We start from the raw sequence: 18,957 nt of genomic DNA, 5'->3' as shown, positions 1-18,957 counted from the left end.
CCCTCGCGCACTCGGCGCTGATGGTTCATGCTTGGGCAACCAGCGAGAAGGTGGTGCAACGATGGCAGAGAACGGACCGATCCTGATTCCGCTCGATGGTTCGAGCCTTGCGGAGCACGCGCTCGTGGATGCGGCGTGGCTGAAGCGGGTGACAGGGCTGCCGGTGCGGCTGATCCACGTGGTGGAGCACGATGGGTCGCCGGAGCAGCGGCAGGAGACGGCGGAGCTGTTCCGCAAGTACGCGACGGAGCAGGCGGAGAAGCACGGGCTGGGCGAGCCGGTGTGCGACGTGGTGTACGGAAACCCGGCGAAGGAGATTCTGCAGGCGGCGGAGACGGCCTCCTACGTCGTGATTGCGACGCACGGGCGGGGCGGGTTCCGGGCGATGGTGCTGGGGAGCGTGGCCGACAAGGTCATCCGCGGTTCGAAGGTGCCGGTGCTGGCCGAGCCGGGGACGGAGGCGCCGGAGCCGCCGGGGAACGGGCGGCCGGTGCTGGTGGCCGTCGACGGCTCGGAGGAGGCGGAGCGGGGCCTCGCGGTCGCGCGGGACCTCGCCGGGAAGGCGGGGCTGCCGGTCGTGCTGCTGCGGGCGTACAGCGTGCCGCCGCCGGCGGGCATCGAGTTTTCGTACTACCCGGCAGACCTCTCGGCGACGCTCGAGGCCGCGGCGAAGGAGTACCTGCAGGCGACCGCGAAGCCGGGCGAGCGCACTATCCTCGTGCAGGGCGATGCAGCGACGGCGATCCTCGAAATTGCGGAGCAGGAGAACGCGAGCCTGATCGTGGTGACCTCGACGGGGAAGGGGTTCGCGAAGCGGCTGGCGCTGGGCAGCACGACGGACCGGGTGGTGCACGGCACGCACCGGGCGGTGCTCGTGGTGCCGACGCACCACGACTGATACCGGGCTGAGCAGATGGGCGCGGGGCGCGAGGGGACGCGGGACGGGGACCGGGCATTCCCGCCGACGCGGCTCGAGCGGCGCGCCGCCGCGTGGATTGCCGAGGGCGGGCTCGACGAGGCGACGTTCTTCGCGGCCTACGACCTAAACTCGGCAGGGCAGCTGCTGGGGAGCGCGCTGAACCAGGCGATGCAGCGCACGCTGGGGCTGACATACGAGGCGTGGCGCATCCTGTGGCTGCTGCAGCTGGTGCCGAACAGCGAGCCCCGGCGGCTGGCGCACACGCTCTGGCTGAGCCGGCCGGCGGTGACGGCAGCGCTCCACCGGCTGGAGGAGGCAGGGTACGTGCGGCGGCAGCGGGCGGCGAACGACCGGCGGCTGGTGGTGGTGGAGGCGACGGAGGCGGGGAAGGCGGCGGCGGAACGGGGCCGGGAGGCCTATGTCGACCTGATCCGGGCGTTTTTCGCGGGCTTCGGGGAGGAGGAGAAGGCGGCGCTTTCGCGGCTGGCGCGGGCATTCTGGTGGGCGAACTACGAGACCGCGCGGCGGGCGGGGATGGAGCCGAAGGTGCGCCCGGGCGTGACGGCGCTCCCGGCAGAGGACGACGCGGGCACCGGGTGAGGGCGGCAGCCCGGGGTGGCGTACGTTCACGCAAAGGTTAGAATAGGCGGCCTGGAGGGACAGGCATGACGACAGGACCGCTGCAGGGCGTGAACGTGCTCGAGTTTTCGCAAATCATCGCGGGGCCGTTCTGCGGGATGCACCTCGCCGACATGGGCGCGCGGGTGACGAAGTTCGAGCCGCTCGAGGGCGAGCCGTGGCGCGTGTTCGTGGAGCTGCTGCCGAAGGAATCGCGGACGTTCGCGAGCCTGAACCGGGGAAAGCGCGGAGTGGCGATCGACCTCTCGCGGCCGGAGGCTCGGGAGGTGGTGCACCGGCTGGCGAAGGACGCGGACGTCGTGGTCATCAACTACCGGCCGGGGGTCGCGGAGGAGCTCGGCATCGATTACGAGACGCTCAGCGCGATTAACCCGCGGCTCATCTACTGCGAGAACACGGCCTATGGACGGTACGGGCCGCTGGCGACGCGCGGCGGGTACGACCTCGTCGTGCAGGCGATGACGGGGCTGATGGCGGGCGAGGCGAAGATGCAGGGCGACGTGCCGACGTACATCTACCCGGCGGTGGCGGACTACGCGACGGGCATCCAGATGGCGAACGCGATTTGCGCGGCGCTCTACTACCGCGAGCGGACGGGGAAGGGGCAGCGGATCGACTGCACGCTGATGGGGACGGCGATCGCGATGCAGACGAGCCAGTTCACGTGGATCCGGGCGTTCGACGAGCAGGTGATCCCGCCGATGCTGGAGGAGCTGAAGCAGGCGCGGGCGGAGATGCGGAGCTTCACCGAGCAGGTGGCGGTGCACAACAAGTACCGCCCGGCGGCGCTGGGGAACATCTACTACCGCGTGTACCAGACGAAGGACGGCTTCATCGCGGTCGGTGCGCTGAGCCAGTCGCTGCGGCTGAAGGTGCTGGCGGCGACGGGGCTGCGTGACCCGCGGTTCAAGGAGGACGGGAGCTTCGAGGTGAACCCGCCGGGGTGGGCGGAGGAGGGGCCGAAGCTGGTGGCGGAGGCGGAGGCGCTCTTCCGGACGAAGACGACGGAGGAGTGGGCGCATCTGCTGGAGCAGCACGGGGTGCCGGCGGGGCCGCTGTTCTTCATCGAGGAGCTGTTCGACCACCCGCAGACGCTGGCGAACGGTCTGCAGGTGGAGCTGGACCACCCGCTGCTCGGGCCGTACAAGATGGTCGGGCCGCCGTTCCAGATGTCGGAGGCGCCGCTGGCGGCGCAGGGGCCGAGCCCGATGCTGGGCGAGCACACGGACGAGGTGCTGGCGGAGGCCGGCCTGAGCTCGGAGGACGTCGCGCGGCTGCGGGCGGCGGGAGTAGTGCGGTAGGGCGCCGGCCGTTCGAACGCCCGGGCAGTCAGCCGGCGCGGAAGGCTTCGACCGTGCGGCGGATGCCTTCGTCGAACGGGACGAGCGGCTGCCAGCCGAGCACCTCGCGGGCGCGGGTGCAATCGAGCCAGAAGTTGCGCACGTCGCCCGGGCGCGGGGGGCCGTGGCGCGGCGGGATGGTGTTGCCGGTGGCGTCGGAGAGGGTGCGCCAAATCTCGTTGACGGTGGTGCCGATGCCGGTGCCGATGTTGGCGACGAGGCCGTCACCGGCGTCGAGGGCGAGGAGGTTGGCGCGCGCGATATCGCCGACGTAGAGGTAGTCCTTCCGCTGTTCGCCGTCGCCGTCGATGGTGCAGGCCTGACCCGCGAGCATGAGGCCGGTGAAGATGGCGACGACGCCGGCTTCGCCGTGGGGGTCCTGGCGGGGGCCGTAGGCGTTGCCGTAGCGGAAGGTGGTGATTTCGAGGCCGCCGGTGCGGCGGGCGAGTTCGACGTACAGTTCGCCGACGTACTTGGAGGTGCCGTAGTTCGAGCGCGGCGCAATGGGGTGGTCTTCGGTGACGGGGAGGCGTTCGGGTTCGCCGTAGACGGTGCCGCCGGACGAGGCGTAGATGACCTTGCGCACGCCGTACTGGAGGGCGAGGGCGCAGACGCGGGCGGTGCCGCCGCCGTTCACTTCGAGGTCGTGGACGGGGTCGGCCTGGCCGACTTTGACGCTCGCCTGGGCGGCGTGGTGGTTGATGACCTCGGGACGGAAGTCGGCGACGATGCGTTCGAATTCGCGGGCGTGGATGTCGACTTCGTAGAGGCGGGCGTCGCGGTTGACGTTGCTGCGGCGGCCGGTGGAGAGGTTGTCGACGACGACGACCTCATGGCCGGCTTCGAGGTACGCGTCGACGATGTGGGAGCCGATGAAGCCGGCGCCGCCGGTGACGAGGATGCGCATAGGGCCAGTGTGCGGGGAGGGTGCCAATGCGCAACGGCGCGGTTCAGGCGGGCTGCCGGAGGCGGGCGATGCCCCAGGCGATGGCGGCGCAGGTGGCGCCGGAGACCGCGCCGCCGATGAGGATGGGCGCGAGGAAGTCGGAGATGGGGGCGCCGGAGGCGGCCTGCGCCCACTTGGCGATGCCGGCGTTGAGGGCGAAGCCGGCAGCGAAGCCCCAGGCCGCCCAGTGGCGCTCGCGGGGGGTGCGGCCGAGTTCGAGCTCGGCGAGGACGCCGGCGAGGGGGTTGGCCTGGTCGAGCTTCGCGGCCTCGGCTTCGAGGGCGGCGACGAGTTCGTCGATGAGAGCATCGGGGACGGCGTCGATGAGGTCGTCCGCAGGAGACGGGGGAGGAGGAACGGCCGGCGCGGCGCGGCGCACGGCTGCCGGGCGGGCGCAGGGTTCGCAAAGGGGGCGGCCGCGGGTCCAGTCGGCGAAGGGGAGGGCCCGGCCGCAGGCGCTGCAGCGGGTGCGGTGAGCGGTCGCGGCCATCGCGTCATCCCTCCGTCGGCGGGGGCGTGGGGTTGCCGCCGCTGCCGCCGCCTTCGGTGGGCGGCCGCGGCGTCGGGGTGGGTGTCGGGGTGAGGGTCGGCGTCGGCGTGGCGGTCGGCGTGGGCGTCGCGGTGGGCGACGGCGAGGGAGTCGGTGTCGCGGTCGCGCCTTCGCCGGGGCGGGGGGTGGGCGTGGGGGTGCCGGGACGCGGGGTGGGCGTCGGGGTGCCCGGGCGGGGGGTGGCGGTCGGGGTGGGGGTGGTGCGGTCGCCGGCGACGGTAGCGGTCACGGTCGGCGTCGCCGACGGGGCGGCCTTGCCGGGTTCGGCGTCCTGCGCAGCGAGGACTTCGTTCTGGGGGTGTTCCGAGAAGACCTCCATGCCGGCGCCGGCGCCCTGCAGCTGGCTCAGGAGCTGGGGCAGGCGGGAGCCGCCGGACTGGCCGGGCGGCGCGGGCGTGGCGACGGTGCCCTCCGGCGCGTAGGCGAGGCAGCCGGCCGAGAGGAGGCCGGCAAGCGCCAGCAGGGTGGCGACGGAGGCCATGCGGCGAAGACCCGGCAGCATGGTTCGAAGGTAGGCGGGCGGGACGCCGCGGGGCATCGGGGGAGCGCCGATTCCGCGGGAGCGGAGGCCGTAGGTGCGAACCCGGAGGGAGCGGTGGGGCGGGAGGCGCATCGCGGGCTTACCTGATGGTGAGGGTCGCGGTCGCGGCGCTGCGGTATTCGGTGCCACCTGCGGTGGCGAAGGCTTCGATGGTGACCGTGGTCGCGAGGAAGCTGCGGCGGGCGACGCCGGTGACGGCGAGCTGCCAGGACGAGCCGCCCGCGGAGGTCATGACGTTCTGGACCGGGTCGGTTTGCCAGGCCGCGGACGCGGCGTTCCAGTACTTGTTGTCGGAACCGCGGCGGATGGTGAGGCGAACTTCGGACGGGTTCAGGGTGCCGGAATCGACCTGGAAGGTGAGGCGGCTGCGGGGGACGGGGCCGGTGACGGCCGGGAAGGCGAGCTGGCTGGTCGATGTCGGGGGCGCGGCCGTGACGTTGAACGGCGCGCTCGTGGCGGGCGTGAGCGCGGGCGAGGACGTGGCGGTGAGGGTGTAACCGGTGCCGGCCGGGGTGACAGTGCAGCCGGTGAACGCGGCGACGCCGGCGGTGACGGTCTTCGAGAGGCCACCGGTGCAGGTGAGGGTCGCACTGCCGGAGACGGCGAGGGTGACCACGGTCGTGTTGTCGGAGGTGACGGTGGCACCGGCGGACGTCTGGACGGCGACGACCGGCTGGACGGAGAGCGGGCTTCCGGCGGTTCCGTTGCCGGGCTGCGTGGTGAAAGCGAGCTTCGCGGCGCCGGCGGAGATGGTGAACACCTGGGGACTCGAGGTGCCGCCGCCGGGCGCCGGGTTGTGGACGGTCACGGAGGCGGTCCCGGGAGCGGCGAGGAGGCCGGCGGGGACGGTGGCGGTGAGCGATGTGGAGGAGACGTAGGTCACCGCGGCAAGGGGGGAGCCGTTCCAGCGGACTTCGCTGGCGGCGATGAAATTCGAACCCGTGAGGGTGAGTGTGAGCGCGCCGGAGCCCGCGACGGCGGAGGTCGGCGCAATGGCGGCGAGGGCGGGCACGGGGTTCGACCCGCCGGCGACGTCGATGGCCAGCACGTTCGTGCCGCCGGTGTTGTAGCGGGCGGTGATGGTGTAGGTGCCCGGCGCTGCCGGCGTGAACGTGACGCCAGACTGGTTCGCGCCGCAGCCGGAGGCGGCCGCTGCGGTGACGCTGCCGGCGGGACCGGTGACGGTGAAGTCGCTGAGCTGCAGGACGGCCTGGGCGGAGTTCGTACCTTTCATGCGGGCGAGGTCGTTCGGCTGGGCGGCGCCGGCGGCGGCAGCGTTGGCGACATCCGACGCGACGGCGGCGGTGCAGACGATGACCGGGGAGCCGACGGCCGGTGCGCCGGAGGTGCGCTGGAGGCCGACTTCGTGGACGGTGATGCCCGGGAGCGCGGCATCGACCCCGAGGGCGGCGGCGACGAGGCGGGGCGCGATGTCGTCGCCGCCGGCGGTGTCCTGCGGCAGGAGGTCGGCGGTGATGGTGAGCGTGGCGCTGTTCGGGAGGTTCGCGCCGGCGCAGTTCGCCTGCGCGAAGCCGACCGGGCCCGGCGTGCCGGAAGAGCAGGTGATGGACTGGACGACGGCGCCGGGGAGCTGGAGGGAGGCGTCGAAGGTGCCGGTGGCCGCGCCGGAGTTATTGGTGAGGGTCGCGGTATAGGTGACGGCGGCGCGCTCGAACGCGGCGGCCGGGGAGGGCGTGCCGTTCGCCGTGAACATCGCGCCGTCGAAGACGGTGAGCGCGCCGGCTCCGGTGAAGGCATCGGCGCCGTCGGCGGCGGAGTCCGGGGCGCCGTCGGAGACGCCGGCGCGCATGACGGCCTGCCCGGCGGCGGTCGTGACGGACGACTGGACGGAAAAGGTCAGCGTCAGCGGGACGAGGGAGCCGACCGGGACCGGGCCGTAGTTGCAGCGGACGATGCCGGGCGCAGGGGAGTTGTCGATGCAGGCGACGCCCGGGGGCGACGAGATGCCGGAGACGAACGTAAGTCCGGCCGGGTAGTCGAAATCGAGGAGGAGCGGGAGGACGCCGAGGCTGTTGTTCACCGTGGCGGTGACGGCGAAGGTGACGTGGGAACCGACCTGGACGGTGGCGGGCGATGCCGGGGACTGGACCACGGCGAAGGTCACGTCGTCCTCGGCGAGGGCGCGCGCCGGGCGGGAGATGCCGCCGAGGAGGACGAGCAGGAGCGCGGCAGCAGCGAGGGCGGGGACGGGGAGACGGCGCCGGGCGAACATGGGCCGCCTCCTAGTAGGTGTAGCTGATGGTGACGCCGCGGAGCTTCGACGCGGTGCCGCCGGTGAGGTCGACGACGAGGAAGTAGACGTTGGCGCCGTTATCGACCTGGTGGGCGTAGGCGGAGGCAGTCTGCGGCGAGGGGCCGGCGTTCGAGCGGACCTCGGCGAGGATGTAGACCGCGCCGGGGGTGTCGCCGTTGGTGATGGGGGTGTAGTCGAGGCGGATTTTGACGGTATCGCCGGTGCCTTCGAAGGCGGCGGTCATCGTCGTGATGGTGGCGCCGTGGGGCAGGTGGACGGGGGCGAAGTAGCGCTGGGAGGCCGGGTCGGTGTTGAGGGGGTAGAGCTGGTTGAAGCTCTTTTCGTAGACGGCGAGGTCGCTCGCGGGGACGAAGGTGCTGGCCGCGATGCTGATTTTGCCGGAACCGCCGGCGGGGACCGAGCCGGAGGGCGGGGCGCCGGTGTTGAATTCGCGGCCGCTGCCGGTGTAGTGGACCCAGATGGCATCGCCGGGGTTGATGGTGGTGAGCGTGTTGACGAAGCCGGGAACGCCGGGCGCGTAGAGCTGGTAGGCCTGGGTGGCCGGGTCCCAGCGGTAGACGGCGGTGTATTCGCCGGTGAGCGGGGCGAGGGCCTGCGCGGGGGGTGCGGCCTGGCCGAAGTAGGCGATGTTGTTCCAGCCGCGGAGGAGCTGGGCGGCACTGGCGGCGCGTTCGCGGGCGAGGAAGGCGCCGGCGAGGAGGGCGAGGACGAGCGCGGGGGTGAGGAGTGCGGCGAGGAGCCGGGTGCGCATGGCTGGACCTCCGGGAGCGGCTGCTCGGTACGGAGGTCATGGTAGGAACGGCGCGGGGTTCCCTTGATGGGCAAAGGCCCGATGGCGGGGAGGGGGCAGGCCGCGTTCCCGGCGGTGAAAACCCTGATCCGGAGCAGCGGGGCGCCGGGGAGCGGGCGCGGGACTCCCGGAGCGATTCGTGAGGGCGCGACTACTCCCAGATGCGCTTCGCGACGACGACGTCGCGGCTGAGGTATTCGAGGCCGGTGGCGTCGAGTTCGCCGCCGCAGGTGATGAGGGTGATCCACTCGTCGTAGTCGGCCTTCTCGGGGGCTTCGATGATGTCGCCCATGGGGATGGTGTCGCGGTGGTAGCGCTTGTTCGAGAAGACTTCGTACTTGTAGGTGGTGCCGTCTTCCATGACGACGAGGACGATATCGCCGGGCTGGCTCTTCGCGAGGTTGACGAAGGGGGCGGGCTTCGAGTGGTAGTAGACGTGGGCGGAGAAGATCGCATTCCCGCCCCAGCCGGGCCGGTCGTAGATGAAGTACCAGCCGACGGCGGTGTTCTCGGCTTTCGGGGTTTCGAGGGTGTTGGTGGAATCGATGCCGAGCTCTTCGATGGGGGCATCGACGCCGAAGCGGGGGATCTGGAGGCGCGCGACTTTGCCGGCGAAGGGGGTGGGCGTGGCCGTCGGGGTGGGCCGCGGCGTGGGGGTCGAGGTCGCGGTGAGCGTGGGCTCGGCGGAGGGTGAGGGCGCGGCCGGCGCGGTGTCATCGCTGGCGCCGCTCGAGCTGCAGGCGGCGCCGACCACGAGGAGGGCGAGACCGAGCAGGAAGACGGCAACGGCGGCGTTGCGGGCAAGCTTCACGGAGCGCTCCGGGAATAGCGGGGTTGCGAGAGATACCGTATCGCAGGCGGGCGAAACGGGCTCGGCTGAGGAAACGCGCGGTTAGGGCGGAGGGTTACTGGACGCGGCGGGCGACGACGACGTCGCGGTCGAGGTATTCGCCGAGGCCGTTGGGCTGGGTGGCCACGAAGCGGCCACCGCAGGTGATGAGGGTGATCCACTCTTCGTCTTTCGGGCGGGCGCGGCCGCCGACGACGCCGGAGATGAGGTCGCCCATGGGGATGGAGTTGACGTCATAGCGCTGGAAGTAGAAGACCTCGTAGACGTAGGCGGGGCCGTCGGCCATCTGGATGGTGATGCGGTCGCCGGGTTTGGCTTTGTAGAGGTTCACGAAGGGGCCGGGCTTGAAGTTGTAGTTGACGTGGGCGGCGAAGACGGCGTTCCCGCCGAAGCCGGGCTTGTCGTAGATGTAGTACCAGCCGACGTTGTTGACGCCGTCGTGCGGGGTATCGAGCTGGTTGTTGGGGAGGATGCCGATTTCTTCGATGGCGTGGTCGATGCCGAGGGCGGGGGCGACCATGCGGGCGATTTTGCCGTCGAAGGGGGTGGGCGTCGGGGTCGGGGAGGGCACTTCGGTCGGGCTGGCGGTCGGCGTGGGCGTCTCGGTGGGCCGGATATCGAAGCCGACGACCGCCGGGGGGGCCGCGGGGGCTTCGGCGGGGGCGTAGTACCAGCCGACGGCGAGCAGGCTGACGCCAGCGACGAAGGTGAAGATGGCGAGGTAGGGCAGGATGCGCATGCGGCCGTACGGGGGCGCTATCGGCCCCTATCGCTATGGTATACGACGGGCTGAGAAGGGCGGGTTAGTCCCCCGCCGGGCGTTTTCGGCGGAGGCGGAGGGCGGCGAAGCCGGCCGCGGCGGCGATTCCTGCGGCCGGGATGACGAGCCAGGGCCAGAGCGGGCTGCCGCTCCCGGGCTGCGGCTGCATCGATGGGCCGGCCGCGCTCCCGCCCGGGCCGCCGGCGCCGCCGGGCTGGAGGTTGCCCGGGGGCGTGATGTCATCGGTCGGGGGGGTGCCGGTGCGGAGCGGCGGAGGGGCCGGGGTGGCGGCACCGCCGGGCGGGGTGGGGGTGCTGGTGGGGAGGGGGATGGTCGTCGCTGAGCCGAGGCTGAGGTCGAGGCGGATGGGCCCGGGCTCCCATGCGACCGACTGGAGGGCCGGGCGGCCGTCGATGGTGAAGGTGACGACGGCGCCGGTTCGGCCGCAGCCGGGGCGCTGGGATTCGTGGAGGACGGTGACGACGTAGGCAGTTGCCGCGCCGTCGCGGAACGCCGGGCGCTCGCCGGGTGCGGCCTGCGTGCAATCGACCGGGCCGATGAAGGCGCGCACTTCGGTCCCGGTTGGCGCGGGCTGGCCGTCGATGGTGACGGAGCCGTAGACGGTGGCAGGGATCTGAGGCTGGGCGCGCGCGATCGCGGGGACGAGCAGGACGAGCGCGGAGACGGCCGCCGGGAGCACGCGCATGGAGGGATGGTACCGGCCGGGCCGGCGGCGACCAACCGGCGGGATTCGCCCGTTTGACAGTTGTCGCGTACTTTATGTTTCCCCCAGGGGAGGCACCGGAATGGCACGCATCGGGGATACGCTGCGGGAGGCGCGGGAGCGCCGGGGACTGAGCATCGAGCAGGCGGCGCAGGAGACGCGGATCTCGCCGCGGTTCCTCGAGGCGCTCGAGGCGGAGGAGTTCGACGTGCTGCCGGCGCCGGTGTACGTGCGGGGCTTCCTGCGGTCGTATGCGAACTACCTGAAGCTGGACCCGCAGCCGCTGCTCGACCAGCTCGTGGGCGGGGAGGCGGGCGGACCAGCGGCGCCGCCGGCTGGCTACGTGGGCGGGCCGCGGGGCGGCGCCCCGGCCCGGGCGCCGCGGGAGCGTTCGGACCCGTTCCGGCGGGCGGGCGCGGGGCCGGCCGGGGGTGGCGGGGCGGCAAGCGGCGGATGGGCGGCCCCGGGCGACGAGGGCGACGGCTGGGCGCCCGAGCCGCCGGCACCGGTGGAGACGGTCGCGGGACGTGCGCCGATCGAGCCGCCCTCCTACTACGAGGAGGCGAACCCGGACCCGTACGGGTACGAACGGGGGCCCGCGCCGTACCGGCGAGCGGCCGGGGGCGTGCTGTTCGAACGGCCGGAGCTGCCGGGGCAGGGCGGGGTGCCGCGGGGCGTGCTGATCGCGCTGGCGGCGGCGTTCGTGTTCGTCGCCGCACTGGCGGCGGCGGTGCTGGTGCGGTCGGGCGGCGACGGGGGGAGCGGGACGCCCGCCGGGCCGGGCGGGGAGCCGACGCGCGCGCTGACGCCGGCGGCGGTGGTGCCGGTGGGGTCGCCGACGCCTCGGCCGACGGGCGCTGCGGGGACGCCGACGGGAACGCCGGGGGCGAGCCCGACGGCCGAGGGGACGGGGACGCCGGGCGCGACCGGCACACCGGGGACGGCGACGCCGACGCCGCGGCCGGGTTCGACGGCCACGCCGACGCCCACGGCGGGTGCGGCCCCGACGGCGACACCGGTCCCGCCGACGGCCACGCCGACGCCGTTCGTGCCGACGCCGACGCCGGTGCCGCTGCCGCCGATTCCGCTCGGCTTCGAGGAGTGCACGCCGACTGAGACAGGTTATGACTGTGGCAGCGGGCCGGTCCGCGTGGTTTGCGTGCCCCCGTTCCCTGGCGACCCCGCGCAGCGGGGAATCTACAACGGATGGTTCGCGGACCTGCCGCCGTACTACCCCATCCAGCCCGGTTGGCGCGAGACGACCGTCTACCCGGGGTCGAGTTCGACACTGGCCAGCGCGATCCTGGCCGCTGGGCGGATGGGCTGCGTCGGGAACTGAGGCCTGCGCGTCCAGGGCGGTCGGGCAGCGCGGGTGCGAGTGAACGGGCAGTAACGAGCGGGTGCGCCGGGTCACGGCGCGGACACCCTTAGGGGTCGGGGGAAACCCGTAGGGGACGGGCGGGTGACAGCGTCCCAAGGCGTCACCGGGATGCCCTCTGCGTGTCCATGCGGTCCACCGCGGGGAGGGTCGAACCCCGAATCGAGACCCGGCGGGCAACCGCCGAAGCCGTGGGTCTCCAGCGGGGTTCCCGATGGCAGGATTCGAGCTGGCCCGCCCGCGGGCGGCGGGCGTACGGGTACGGGAGTGGCGGCCGGGGCGGTTCGCGCCGCTGTATGCGGCGGCGCTGCTGGCGGGCGCGGGGCTGGGCATCGGCTTCAACGTCATCGCGGGGGATGCCGGGCGGACGGCGACGCGGCCAATGGCGGCCGCAGCGGCGTGGAGCCCGGCCGACGGGGTGCTGGCTCCCCCGGTGGTCTTCGAAGCGCCGGCCGCGGCAGCCATCGAGCCGGCGGCGGGTTCGGCTTCGGACCCGGGCCCGGGTGCGCTGCCCCTGGAGTTCGACCTGGCGATGGGCCGGTTCGGCGCGTGGGCGCCCGCGGCGGAAGCGCCGCAGAATACGGCTGGCGGCGCGGCTTCGGCCCCAGCAGCTCTTTCGGCGCCTGCTTCGCCGGCGCGGCCGGCCCCGCAAGCGGCGCCCGCACCGCCCCCGGCCCAGGCCGCAGCGCCCGCGGCTCCGGCTGCGCCGGCGAAGCCGAACTTCTACGTGCCGGCGGTGCCGGCCGGCCCGGCCACGGCGCTCGAGCTGCAGCTGTTCGAGCTGATCAACGCGGAGCGGGCGAAGGCGGGGCTCGCGCCCTACGTGCTGGACGCGGGGCTCACGAAGGTGGCGCGGACGCGCTCGCAGCAGCTCATCGACCAGGGGTATTTCGGGCACGTGGACCCGTATGGCTATTCGATGTACGTGGAGCTGCTGGCGTACTTCGGCTACCGGAGCTACGCGTGGGCGGGCGAGAACCTGGCGATGAACAACTACCCGGCGGAGCGGGCGGCCGCGGTGGCGCTGGACGGGCTGATGAACAGCCCGACGCACCGGGCGAACCTCCTGGCGGGGGACTTCAGCCGCATCGGCATCGGCGAAATCACCGACGCGCAGGGGCGGCACTACTTCACGATGATCTTCCTCGGCTGAGGCCGCGGGCGGCGGCTATTCGAGACCGCCGGGCGGGGGCAGGTCGTCGGAATCGGACTGGCGGTTGCGGGCGAGGACGTAGCCCGCGCCGCCGCCGATGGCCGCGATGGCACCGAGGACGAGGACGATGACGCCCCAGACGGGGAAGCCGCCGCCGTTGCCGCTGCCGGCGTTCTGCTGGCCCGGCGTGGCGCTCGTGACGCCGCCGCCGGTGATGGGCGAGCCGGCGCCGGGCGAGCCGGCGGGGATGGTGGCGACGGAGCCGCCCTGGCCGGGGGTGCCATTCGCGCCCGGGGTGGACTGGCCGGGCACGGGCGTCGCGTTCGGGTCGGGCGTGCGGGTGGGCGTGGGGGTGAAGGTGGGGATGGGCGCGGGGGTCGCGCTGCCGAAGGTGACATCGAGCTGGACGGGGCCGGCCTGCCAGCGGGCGACCTGGGGCGCGAAGCGGTCGCCGATCTTGATGCGGACCTCGGCGCCGGCGCGGCCGCAGCCGCGGATTTGCGAGTCGGCGACGACATCGACGACGTACACGGTGACGCGGGCGGGGCCGTCGCCGGTGTACTCGGTCTTGCCGTCTTTGCCGCAGAGGGTATCGCCGATGTAGGCCTCGACGGGGAGGCCTTCGGGCACGGGCCCCGCGGAGTCGGTGACCGACCCGAAGATAGTGGAAGGAGGGTCGAACTGCGCGGCGGCGGGCTGGACGGCGATGGCGGCGAACGCGCCGGCAACGATGGCGGCGAAGAGCGAGCCCCGGGAGAAGCTCATGGTCACATCCTGGAAAGGGGACTGACGGCCGCCCCCGAGGGTACGGCAGGCGGCAGACAGGGTCATCAGCGGGGGAGGGTCAACGTAAACGGCTCGTTGACGTAGACCCAGACGGGGCGGCCGCGGCCGAGTTCGGCGAGGGTGTTGACCGCGCCGGGGGCGCCGGGGATGTAGCGGAGCCATTCCTGGTTCTCGCCGTCCCAGGCGTAGATGACGGCGACCTTCGCGGCGTTGTCGCCGAGGGCGTTCGCGACCGGCACGGTGCCCTGGCCGGTCGGCACGAGGTTCCAGCCGGCCGTGAGCGGGACATCCAGCTGATCGCCCCAGGGGATGACGACATCGAGGACGAGCGCGCCTTCGGGGTCGGGCGGGAGCGGCGAGGGGATGAAGGGCTCGATGATCTGCCCGGTGCTGCAGAAGGCGGTGGCGAGGGGCACGTCGTCCCAGGTGAGGGCGACGTAGTCGCCAGGGCCGAGGATGCGTTCGCCGGTGTTGCCGATCCAGCCGCGGGAGGTAGCGCCGGGTCCGCCGAAGAAGGTTTTGCTCTGGCCGGGTTCGAGGATGCCGGAGAGGTCGAGGTGCTCGGCGATGCCGGTTTGGCCGCCGGGGCTCTTGAGGCCGAAGCCGGCGAGGTTGACGGCGGAGCTCCCGCGGTTGGTGACGGTGATGGACTCCTGCCCGGTGCAGCTGAACGCGGTGATGGTGACATCGCCGGGGATGGGCGCCGGCATGGCCGGGAAGGTGACCATGACGTTGGTCGGCTTCATGAGCGAGTTGGTGACCCTGATCCAGGCCTGGCACTCGTCGTCTTCGAGGACCGGCTTTGCGATGTCGGCATTGATCGGGTTGCCGCGGGCGTCGCGGGTATCGAAGGTCGTCGCGGTGGCGAAGCGGCGGGTGCCGTTGATGTCGACCGGGCGGTCGGCGGCTTCGAGGATGATGCCGGAGCCGGCGTCGATCTCGAAGCGGATGGGGATGCCGAGGACGTTGTTGAAGTTGGCGGCGTCGCAGAAGCCGTCGCGGTCTTTGAGGTGGGCGACGACGTACTTGAACTGGGGCGATTCGCCGTTGACGACGGTGACGCGCTTGTAGCCGGCCCACCGCCAGGTCGTCTCGTCGACGTTGGAGGCGATGGCGGGGTGCTTGCCGCGGGTGGTGGGTTCGGGGTATTCGGCGACGGCGAAGTAGCGGCTGCGGCCGACGATCTGCTCGGGCTCGCAGTGGGGGTTGCCGGTGATGCGGTTGGCGGGGCACTCCTCGAAGGTGAGGTTGAAGTCGCCGTAGGTGGCGATGGTGGCCTGGCCCTGGCCGTCGGAGGGCTGGGAGTACATGCGCGGCTTCGCCAGGGAGCCGAGGACGGTCGGCACCTTCGTGTGGGGGTTCACGTTGGGGGAAAAATCGGTCGGGTCGTCCGGGACGAAGAAGCCGGAGGAGCCGTTCGTCACCCGCGGGCTGTAGGAGTTCCGGACGGGTTCGTTCTGCAGCATGAAGGTGACGATGGCGGCGGGCATCTCGGGCGGGTCGGAGCGGAAGTTGGGGTCGCCGCGGAGCTTGGCCCAGTCGTCGGGGAGGACCCAGCGGTCGGCGGGGACGGTGCGGCCGTCGGGCTTGGTCTCGGCCGGGCGACCGGAGGGATTGGAGCCGACGAAGTAGCCGCGGAGGTTGGCGGTGACGCCGCCGAGGGTCGAGACGAACTGGTCGGGCGTGGCGTCGACGGTGATGTCTTCGAAGACGAGGTAGTAAATGACGTAGGCGATCTTGGTCCAGGGGCGGCCGTCGATGAAGACTTCGATGTCGACCTCGCCGGGGACTTCGCTTTCGTAGCGGATGGTGGCGGAGCAGTTCGCGCCGAAGTCGGTGGAGGCGGAGCCGGGGCCGTCGATGGTGATGCCGGGGGCTGGCAGGAAGGTGCCGGGCTGGCCGGAAGGGCGGGTGAAGCGGACCGTCTGGCCGGCGCAGGAGACGTTGGAAGCGAAGGCGTAGGTGATGGTCACGATCTGCCCGGCCCAGGCGACGCGGACGTCCTTCTGCCCGGGGAAGAAGACGTAGCGGATGGTGACGTGTTCGGTGACGCTCGCCGGCGTGGTCTGGCCGGGGTAGAAGACGTCGATTTCGATGCGGGTCGTGGCGCTGGGGCCGCAGTTGGGGGCGTTGGTGGTGGAGATGCGGATGTCGTCGGGATTGGCGTCGGTGTCGCCGAAGGCGGGCGCGAAGGGGTCCTGGCCGCCGTCGTTCAGTTCGAAGCGGCCGCCGACGGAGATGCCCGTGACGACGGTCGGCTTGAGGAGCGTGTTGGGCACCTGGAAGTAGCCGCAGCCGATGATGCGCATTTCGAGGCGGGCGCCGTCGACGAGGAGGTTGGTCGTCTGGGGGGTGCCGGAGTTGAAGGAGCCGATGACCCACTCGGTCAGGTTCGCGCTGGCGAGGAAGGTGCCGTCGGCGACGTTGAAGCGGAGGGGGAGCTCGATCGTGCCGAACGTAACGACGCCGGAGGTCGGGGTGCCGCCGGTGGTGATTTCGGTGCGGTCGATGCGGACCCAGCGGGTGATGAGGGGGCTCGCCGGGCCCGGCTGGACGATGCCGTTGCCGTCGCCGTCGGTGTCGAAGAAGGCAGCGGTGAGCGCACCGCCGTTGTTCGAATCGTTGAAGTAGGCAGCGACGGCGTGCTGGCCGGGGGCGTTCGAGGTGTAGGAGAAGCAGAGGGTGCCGTTGGGCACGGAGGAGCTGATGCGGGGCTCGTTCGCGGCGGACTTATGGAAGACGGTGATACCCGTGACGCCGGGCACATCGGGCCCGCCGATGGGGGTGAAGGCGATGTTGGAGGCGAGGAGGGAGTCGGCGGCGACGGTGCCGATGAGGCAGATGTAGTGGGTGGCGCCGATGACCATCGGGGAGGAGAGGGGACGGGGCGGCGTGCGCCCGTCGAGGGTCACGTGGCGGAGTTCGACGACGCGCTTGATTTCGACGAGGCGGTTGGCAGGAAGCTGGAGGCTCGCGGGCTGGTCGTCGGCGTCCTTGTCGATGGTGACGATGGGGTTGCCGATATCGACGCGGTTGTAGACGGCGTGGAAGTTGAACTGGACCTGGATGTTCGAGGAGTTGTTGGGTGCATCGATGCCGGCGCACCATTCGGGGCCGACCTGGCGGACGTAGGCGACGGTCGGCGTGGCGCCGGTGAACGAGACGATGGTGAAGTCGGTGGTGGAGACGGCGTTGACGGGGTCGGGCGGGTCGGTGAGTCCGTTGGGGATGAGCGGGCTGTTGACGCCGGAGACGGGGTTGGAAGAGGCGCCGGTGAGGAAGGTGCTGTCCCAGCCGGTGGTGCAGACCTCGGCCGGGCCGCCGACGATGCCGTCGCCGATTTTGTCGAGGGTGACGGTGACGATGGCGATGTCGGGGAGGATGATCGGGTTCGGGACCGAGGCGGTGCCGTCCCAGTGCCAGGCGATGGAGAGGGTCTGGTAGCCGGGGGGCGCATAGGCGACGACGCAGTAGACGTCGTCGGAGGTATCGGCGGGGGTGCCGCCGTCGTCATAGTCGGCGCCGGCGGCGGGGCCGACCGCGCCGTAGGCGTAGGTGCCGCTGGTGGGCACGGGCACGTTGACGGCGGGCGGGTCGGCCGGGTTGATGGGGTTGGTGGCGGTGATGACGAAGCCGAGGGTGCCGATGGCGGCGGCGGTCACGCCGGGGACGTTGACATCGAGGCAGTAGCCGTTGCGCGTTTGGGCGTTGGCCGGGAGGCCGTGGGAGTTGGTGCCCGCGAGGAGCTTCGGCGGCTGGAGGACCGGCGCCGGGCTGCTGGAGGCGTCGAACGTCGAGAGGGGGTCCCAGGCGGGACCGGAGGGGTCGTAGGCGGCGCGCGCCGGGGTTTCGGACAGCCGGAGCTGGCCGACCGAGACGACGGCTGCGAGGAGGGCAAGGGCGGCAAAAACGAAAAACCGCCGGGAGGAACGCACCATGAAGTCCCCCTGGGACTCGTGGGCGCACCCCGCCGGCGCCGTGGGATTTGGCGGCAGCGGCACCAGCGTCTCGACCCACCGGTGGCTGCCGTGAGCTTGAGAAGTTATGGCCGAAGGCCAGCGTTAGCGTCAAGCCTTCGTTCGTAAAATCTGAACGTCTCGAGGGGGAAATAGTTACCCCGGGTGCGCCGGCCAACTGGCGCACCCGGGGTGCCTCCTGACCGAAGGCTCACACCAGGGGGCGGGACCGGCGGCGGGAGAGGAGGAGCAGGCCGCCGCCGGAGAGGAGGAGCAGGGAGCCCGCGGCGATGAGCGCCGGGAGCGGCGAGGGCGCGGCCGCGGCCGGGCTGTTGCCCGCGGCCGGCGGGAGGAGGCCGGGGCCGGGCTGGCGGACGCCGGCAACTTCGCTGAACGGCGGCTCGGCCGGCGCGGGGACGGCGTCGCCGACGATGCCGCTGCCGGCGCCGGGGACGATGGTGTCGACCGGGATGATGACTTCGAGTCCGGCGGGCAGGTCGGGGCAGGGGACGATGGTGAAGCGGACGGTGACGGGGCTGGCGCCGAGGGTGACGGTCGCGACCGCGCCGGCGGGCTGGCTGACGGCGTAGAAGGCGCCAGGCGCGCAGGCGAGGGCCGTATCGGCGCCGAGCACCTGGCGGACGGCGTAAGCGCCGGCGGGCAGGCCCTCGGCGACGGCCGCGCCGAGCGGTGCGTCGCCGCTGGTGCTGACCTGGAGCTCGGCGACGACGGCGCCGGCGGCATCGATGACCTGGTAGCGCCAGGTGCGGGCGGCGGCGTCGGGGCCCGCATCGAGGAGGGTTTCGACGCGGATGGCGCCGGAAGAGGCGCTGAAGGTGACGTTCGCGGAGGCGAGGACCTGGCCGGCGAAGGAGACGGAGAGGGTCGCCGTGCCGGGGGTATCGCGGCGGACGAAGACGGTGCCCTCCGCGACGTTGGCGGCGACGGGGGTGGGCGCGAGGACGCCGACGAGCGTGCCGCCCTGGACGTCGTAAATGAAGCCCGGGAGGGTAGCGACCTGGCCTTCGACGCGGACGGTGACGGCGGCCTGCTGGCCGGGCTGGACGGGCGCGGGGGCGATCGCGGAGACGGCGTAGGGAATCTGTGCGGCGGCCGGGAGGGCAGCGAGCGCGGCGAACGCGGCCGCTGCGGCAGCGAGGAGAGCGACGATGCGGCGGGGCGTCATGGCGATCTTCCCTGCGGGCTGGCGGGCGGGGCCGGGCTCGCTCCCCAACGAACCCGGGGGCTCCCGTGGGCCACCCGTTCGAACCGTGCTGTCCACCGCTCGACCACTTCAGTGAACGCACCGTGAAGATACCGCAGCGTGTCAAGGCGGGGCCATTAGAGCGG

General features: G+C 72.3%; 16 protein-coding genes. 5 read left to right on the top strand and 11 right to left on the bottom strand.

Annotation, left to right across the window (positions count from 1 at the left end):
* The first annotated feature begins 61 nt into the window (after positions 1–61).
* The 3 genes from N2041_RS07315 (at position 62) to N2041_RS07305 (ending at position 2,859) form a co-directional block, all read left to right on the top strand.
* Entirely contained in the window at positions 62–898 is an 837-nt protein-coding gene (locus N2041_RS07315; protein ID WP_297677313.1) for a universal stress protein, read from the top strand.
* Between the two features lie 15 nt (positions 899–913).
* Positions 914–1,519: a MarR family winged helix-turn-helix transcriptional regulator gene (locus tag N2041_RS07310; RefSeq protein ID WP_297677311.1), complete on the top strand. Its 606-nt coding sequence runs from the start codon at positions 914–916 to the stop codon at positions 1,517–1,519.
* A gap of 65 nt (positions 1,520–1,584) precedes the next feature.
* Entirely contained in the window at positions 1,585–2,859 is a 1,275-nt protein-coding gene (locus N2041_RS07305; protein ID WP_297677309.1) for a CoA transferase, read from the top strand.
* 28 nt (positions 2,860–2,887) lie between these two features.
* Here the strand turns inward: N2041_RS07305 and N2041_RS07300 are convergent, their stop codons facing one another.
* From N2041_RS07300 to N2041_RS07265, 8 genes are all read right to left on the bottom strand, one after another.
* Entirely contained in the window at positions 2,888–3,805 is a 918-nt protein-coding gene (locus tag N2041_RS07300; protein ID WP_297677307.1) for an NAD-dependent epimerase/dehydratase family protein, read from the bottom strand.
* 43 nt (positions 3,806–3,848) lie between these two features.
* Positions 3,849–4,334 (bottom strand): hypothetical protein, encoded by a 486-nt coding sequence (locus N2041_RS07295; protein WP_297677305.1) that lies wholly within the window; start codon positions 4,332–4,334, stop codon positions 3,849–3,851.
* 4 nt (positions 4,335–4,338) lie between these two features.
* Complete coding sequence (locus N2041_RS07290; RefSeq protein ID WP_297677303.1) at positions 4,339–4,896, bottom strand: hypothetical protein; 558 nt, start codon at positions 4,894–4,896, stop codon at positions 4,339–4,341.
* A gap of 118 nt (positions 4,897–5,014) precedes the next feature.
* Complete coding sequence (locus N2041_RS07285; RefSeq protein ID WP_297677301.1) at positions 5,015–7,168, bottom strand: IPT/TIG domain-containing protein; 2,154 nt, start codon at positions 7,166–7,168, stop codon at positions 5,015–5,017.
* Positions 7,169–7,178: 10 nt separating this feature from the next.
* Complete coding sequence (locus tag N2041_RS07280) at positions 7,179–7,961, bottom strand: hypothetical protein (protein WP_297677298.1); 783 nt, start codon at positions 7,959–7,961, stop codon at positions 7,179–7,181.
* A 190-nt stretch (positions 7,962–8,151) separates the two neighbouring features.
* Entirely contained in the window at positions 8,152–8,811 is a 660-nt protein-coding gene (locus N2041_RS07275; RefSeq protein ID WP_297677296.1) for a class F sortase, read from the bottom strand.
* 94 nt (positions 8,812–8,905) lie between these two features.
* Positions 8,906–9,589, bottom strand: a complete 684-nt coding sequence (locus N2041_RS07270) for a class F sortase (protein WP_297677294.1) — start codon at positions 9,587–9,589, stop codon at positions 8,906–8,908.
* A gap of 64 nt (positions 9,590–9,653) precedes the next feature.
* Positions 9,654–10,316 (bottom strand): hypothetical protein, encoded by a 663-nt coding sequence (locus N2041_RS07265; RefSeq protein ID WP_297677292.1) that lies wholly within the window; start codon positions 10,314–10,316, stop codon positions 9,654–9,656.
* A gap of 100 nt (positions 10,317–10,416) precedes the next feature.
* Here N2041_RS07265 and N2041_RS07260 point away from each other — a divergent pair, with 100 nt between their 5' ends.
* Positions 10,417–11,673, top strand: coding sequence for a helix-turn-helix transcriptional regulator (locus N2041_RS07260; RefSeq protein WP_297677290.1), 1,257 nt, complete (start codon positions 10,417–10,419; stop codon positions 11,671–11,673).
* A 253-nt stretch (positions 11,674–11,926) separates the two neighbouring features.
* A complete protein-coding gene (locus tag N2041_RS07255; RefSeq protein WP_297677288.1) occupies positions 11,927–12,865 on the top strand; it encodes a CAP domain-containing protein in 939 nt (312 codons plus the stop codon).
* Between the two features lie 15 nt (positions 12,866–12,880).
* On the opposite strand, the gene N2041_RS07250 is transcribed toward N2041_RS07255, so the two are convergent.
* The 3 genes from N2041_RS07250 to N2041_RS07240 form a co-directional block, all read right to left on the bottom strand.
* Positions 12,881–13,630 carry a hypothetical protein gene (locus N2041_RS07250; RefSeq protein WP_297677285.1) on the bottom strand — a complete coding sequence of 250 codons (750 nt, stop codon included), beginning with the start codon at positions 13,628–13,630 and terminating at the stop codon, positions 12,881–12,883.
* A gap of 65 nt (positions 13,631–13,695) precedes the next feature.
* The gene (locus N2041_RS07245; RefSeq protein ID WP_297677283.1) at positions 13,696–17,589 is read right to left on the bottom strand and encodes a hypothetical protein; all 3,894 of its coding nucleotides are present in this window, start codon (positions 17,587–17,589) and stop codon (positions 13,696–13,698) included.
* 229 nt (positions 17,590–17,818) lie between these two features.
* The gene (locus tag N2041_RS07240; RefSeq protein WP_297677281.1) at positions 17,819–18,793 is read right to left on the bottom strand and encodes a hypothetical protein; all 975 of its coding nucleotides are present in this window, start codon (positions 18,791–18,793) and stop codon (positions 17,819–17,821) included.
* Positions 18,794–18,957 lie beyond the last annotated feature (164 nt).

This window comes from Tepidiforma sp., from assembly GCF_026419595.1.
GTDB lineage: Bacteria > Chloroflexota > Dehalococcoidia > Tepidiformales > Tepidiformaceae > Tepidiforma.
Note: the sequence above shows the minus strand (reverse complement) of the source record. Positions and strands in the feature narration are given on the sequence as shown.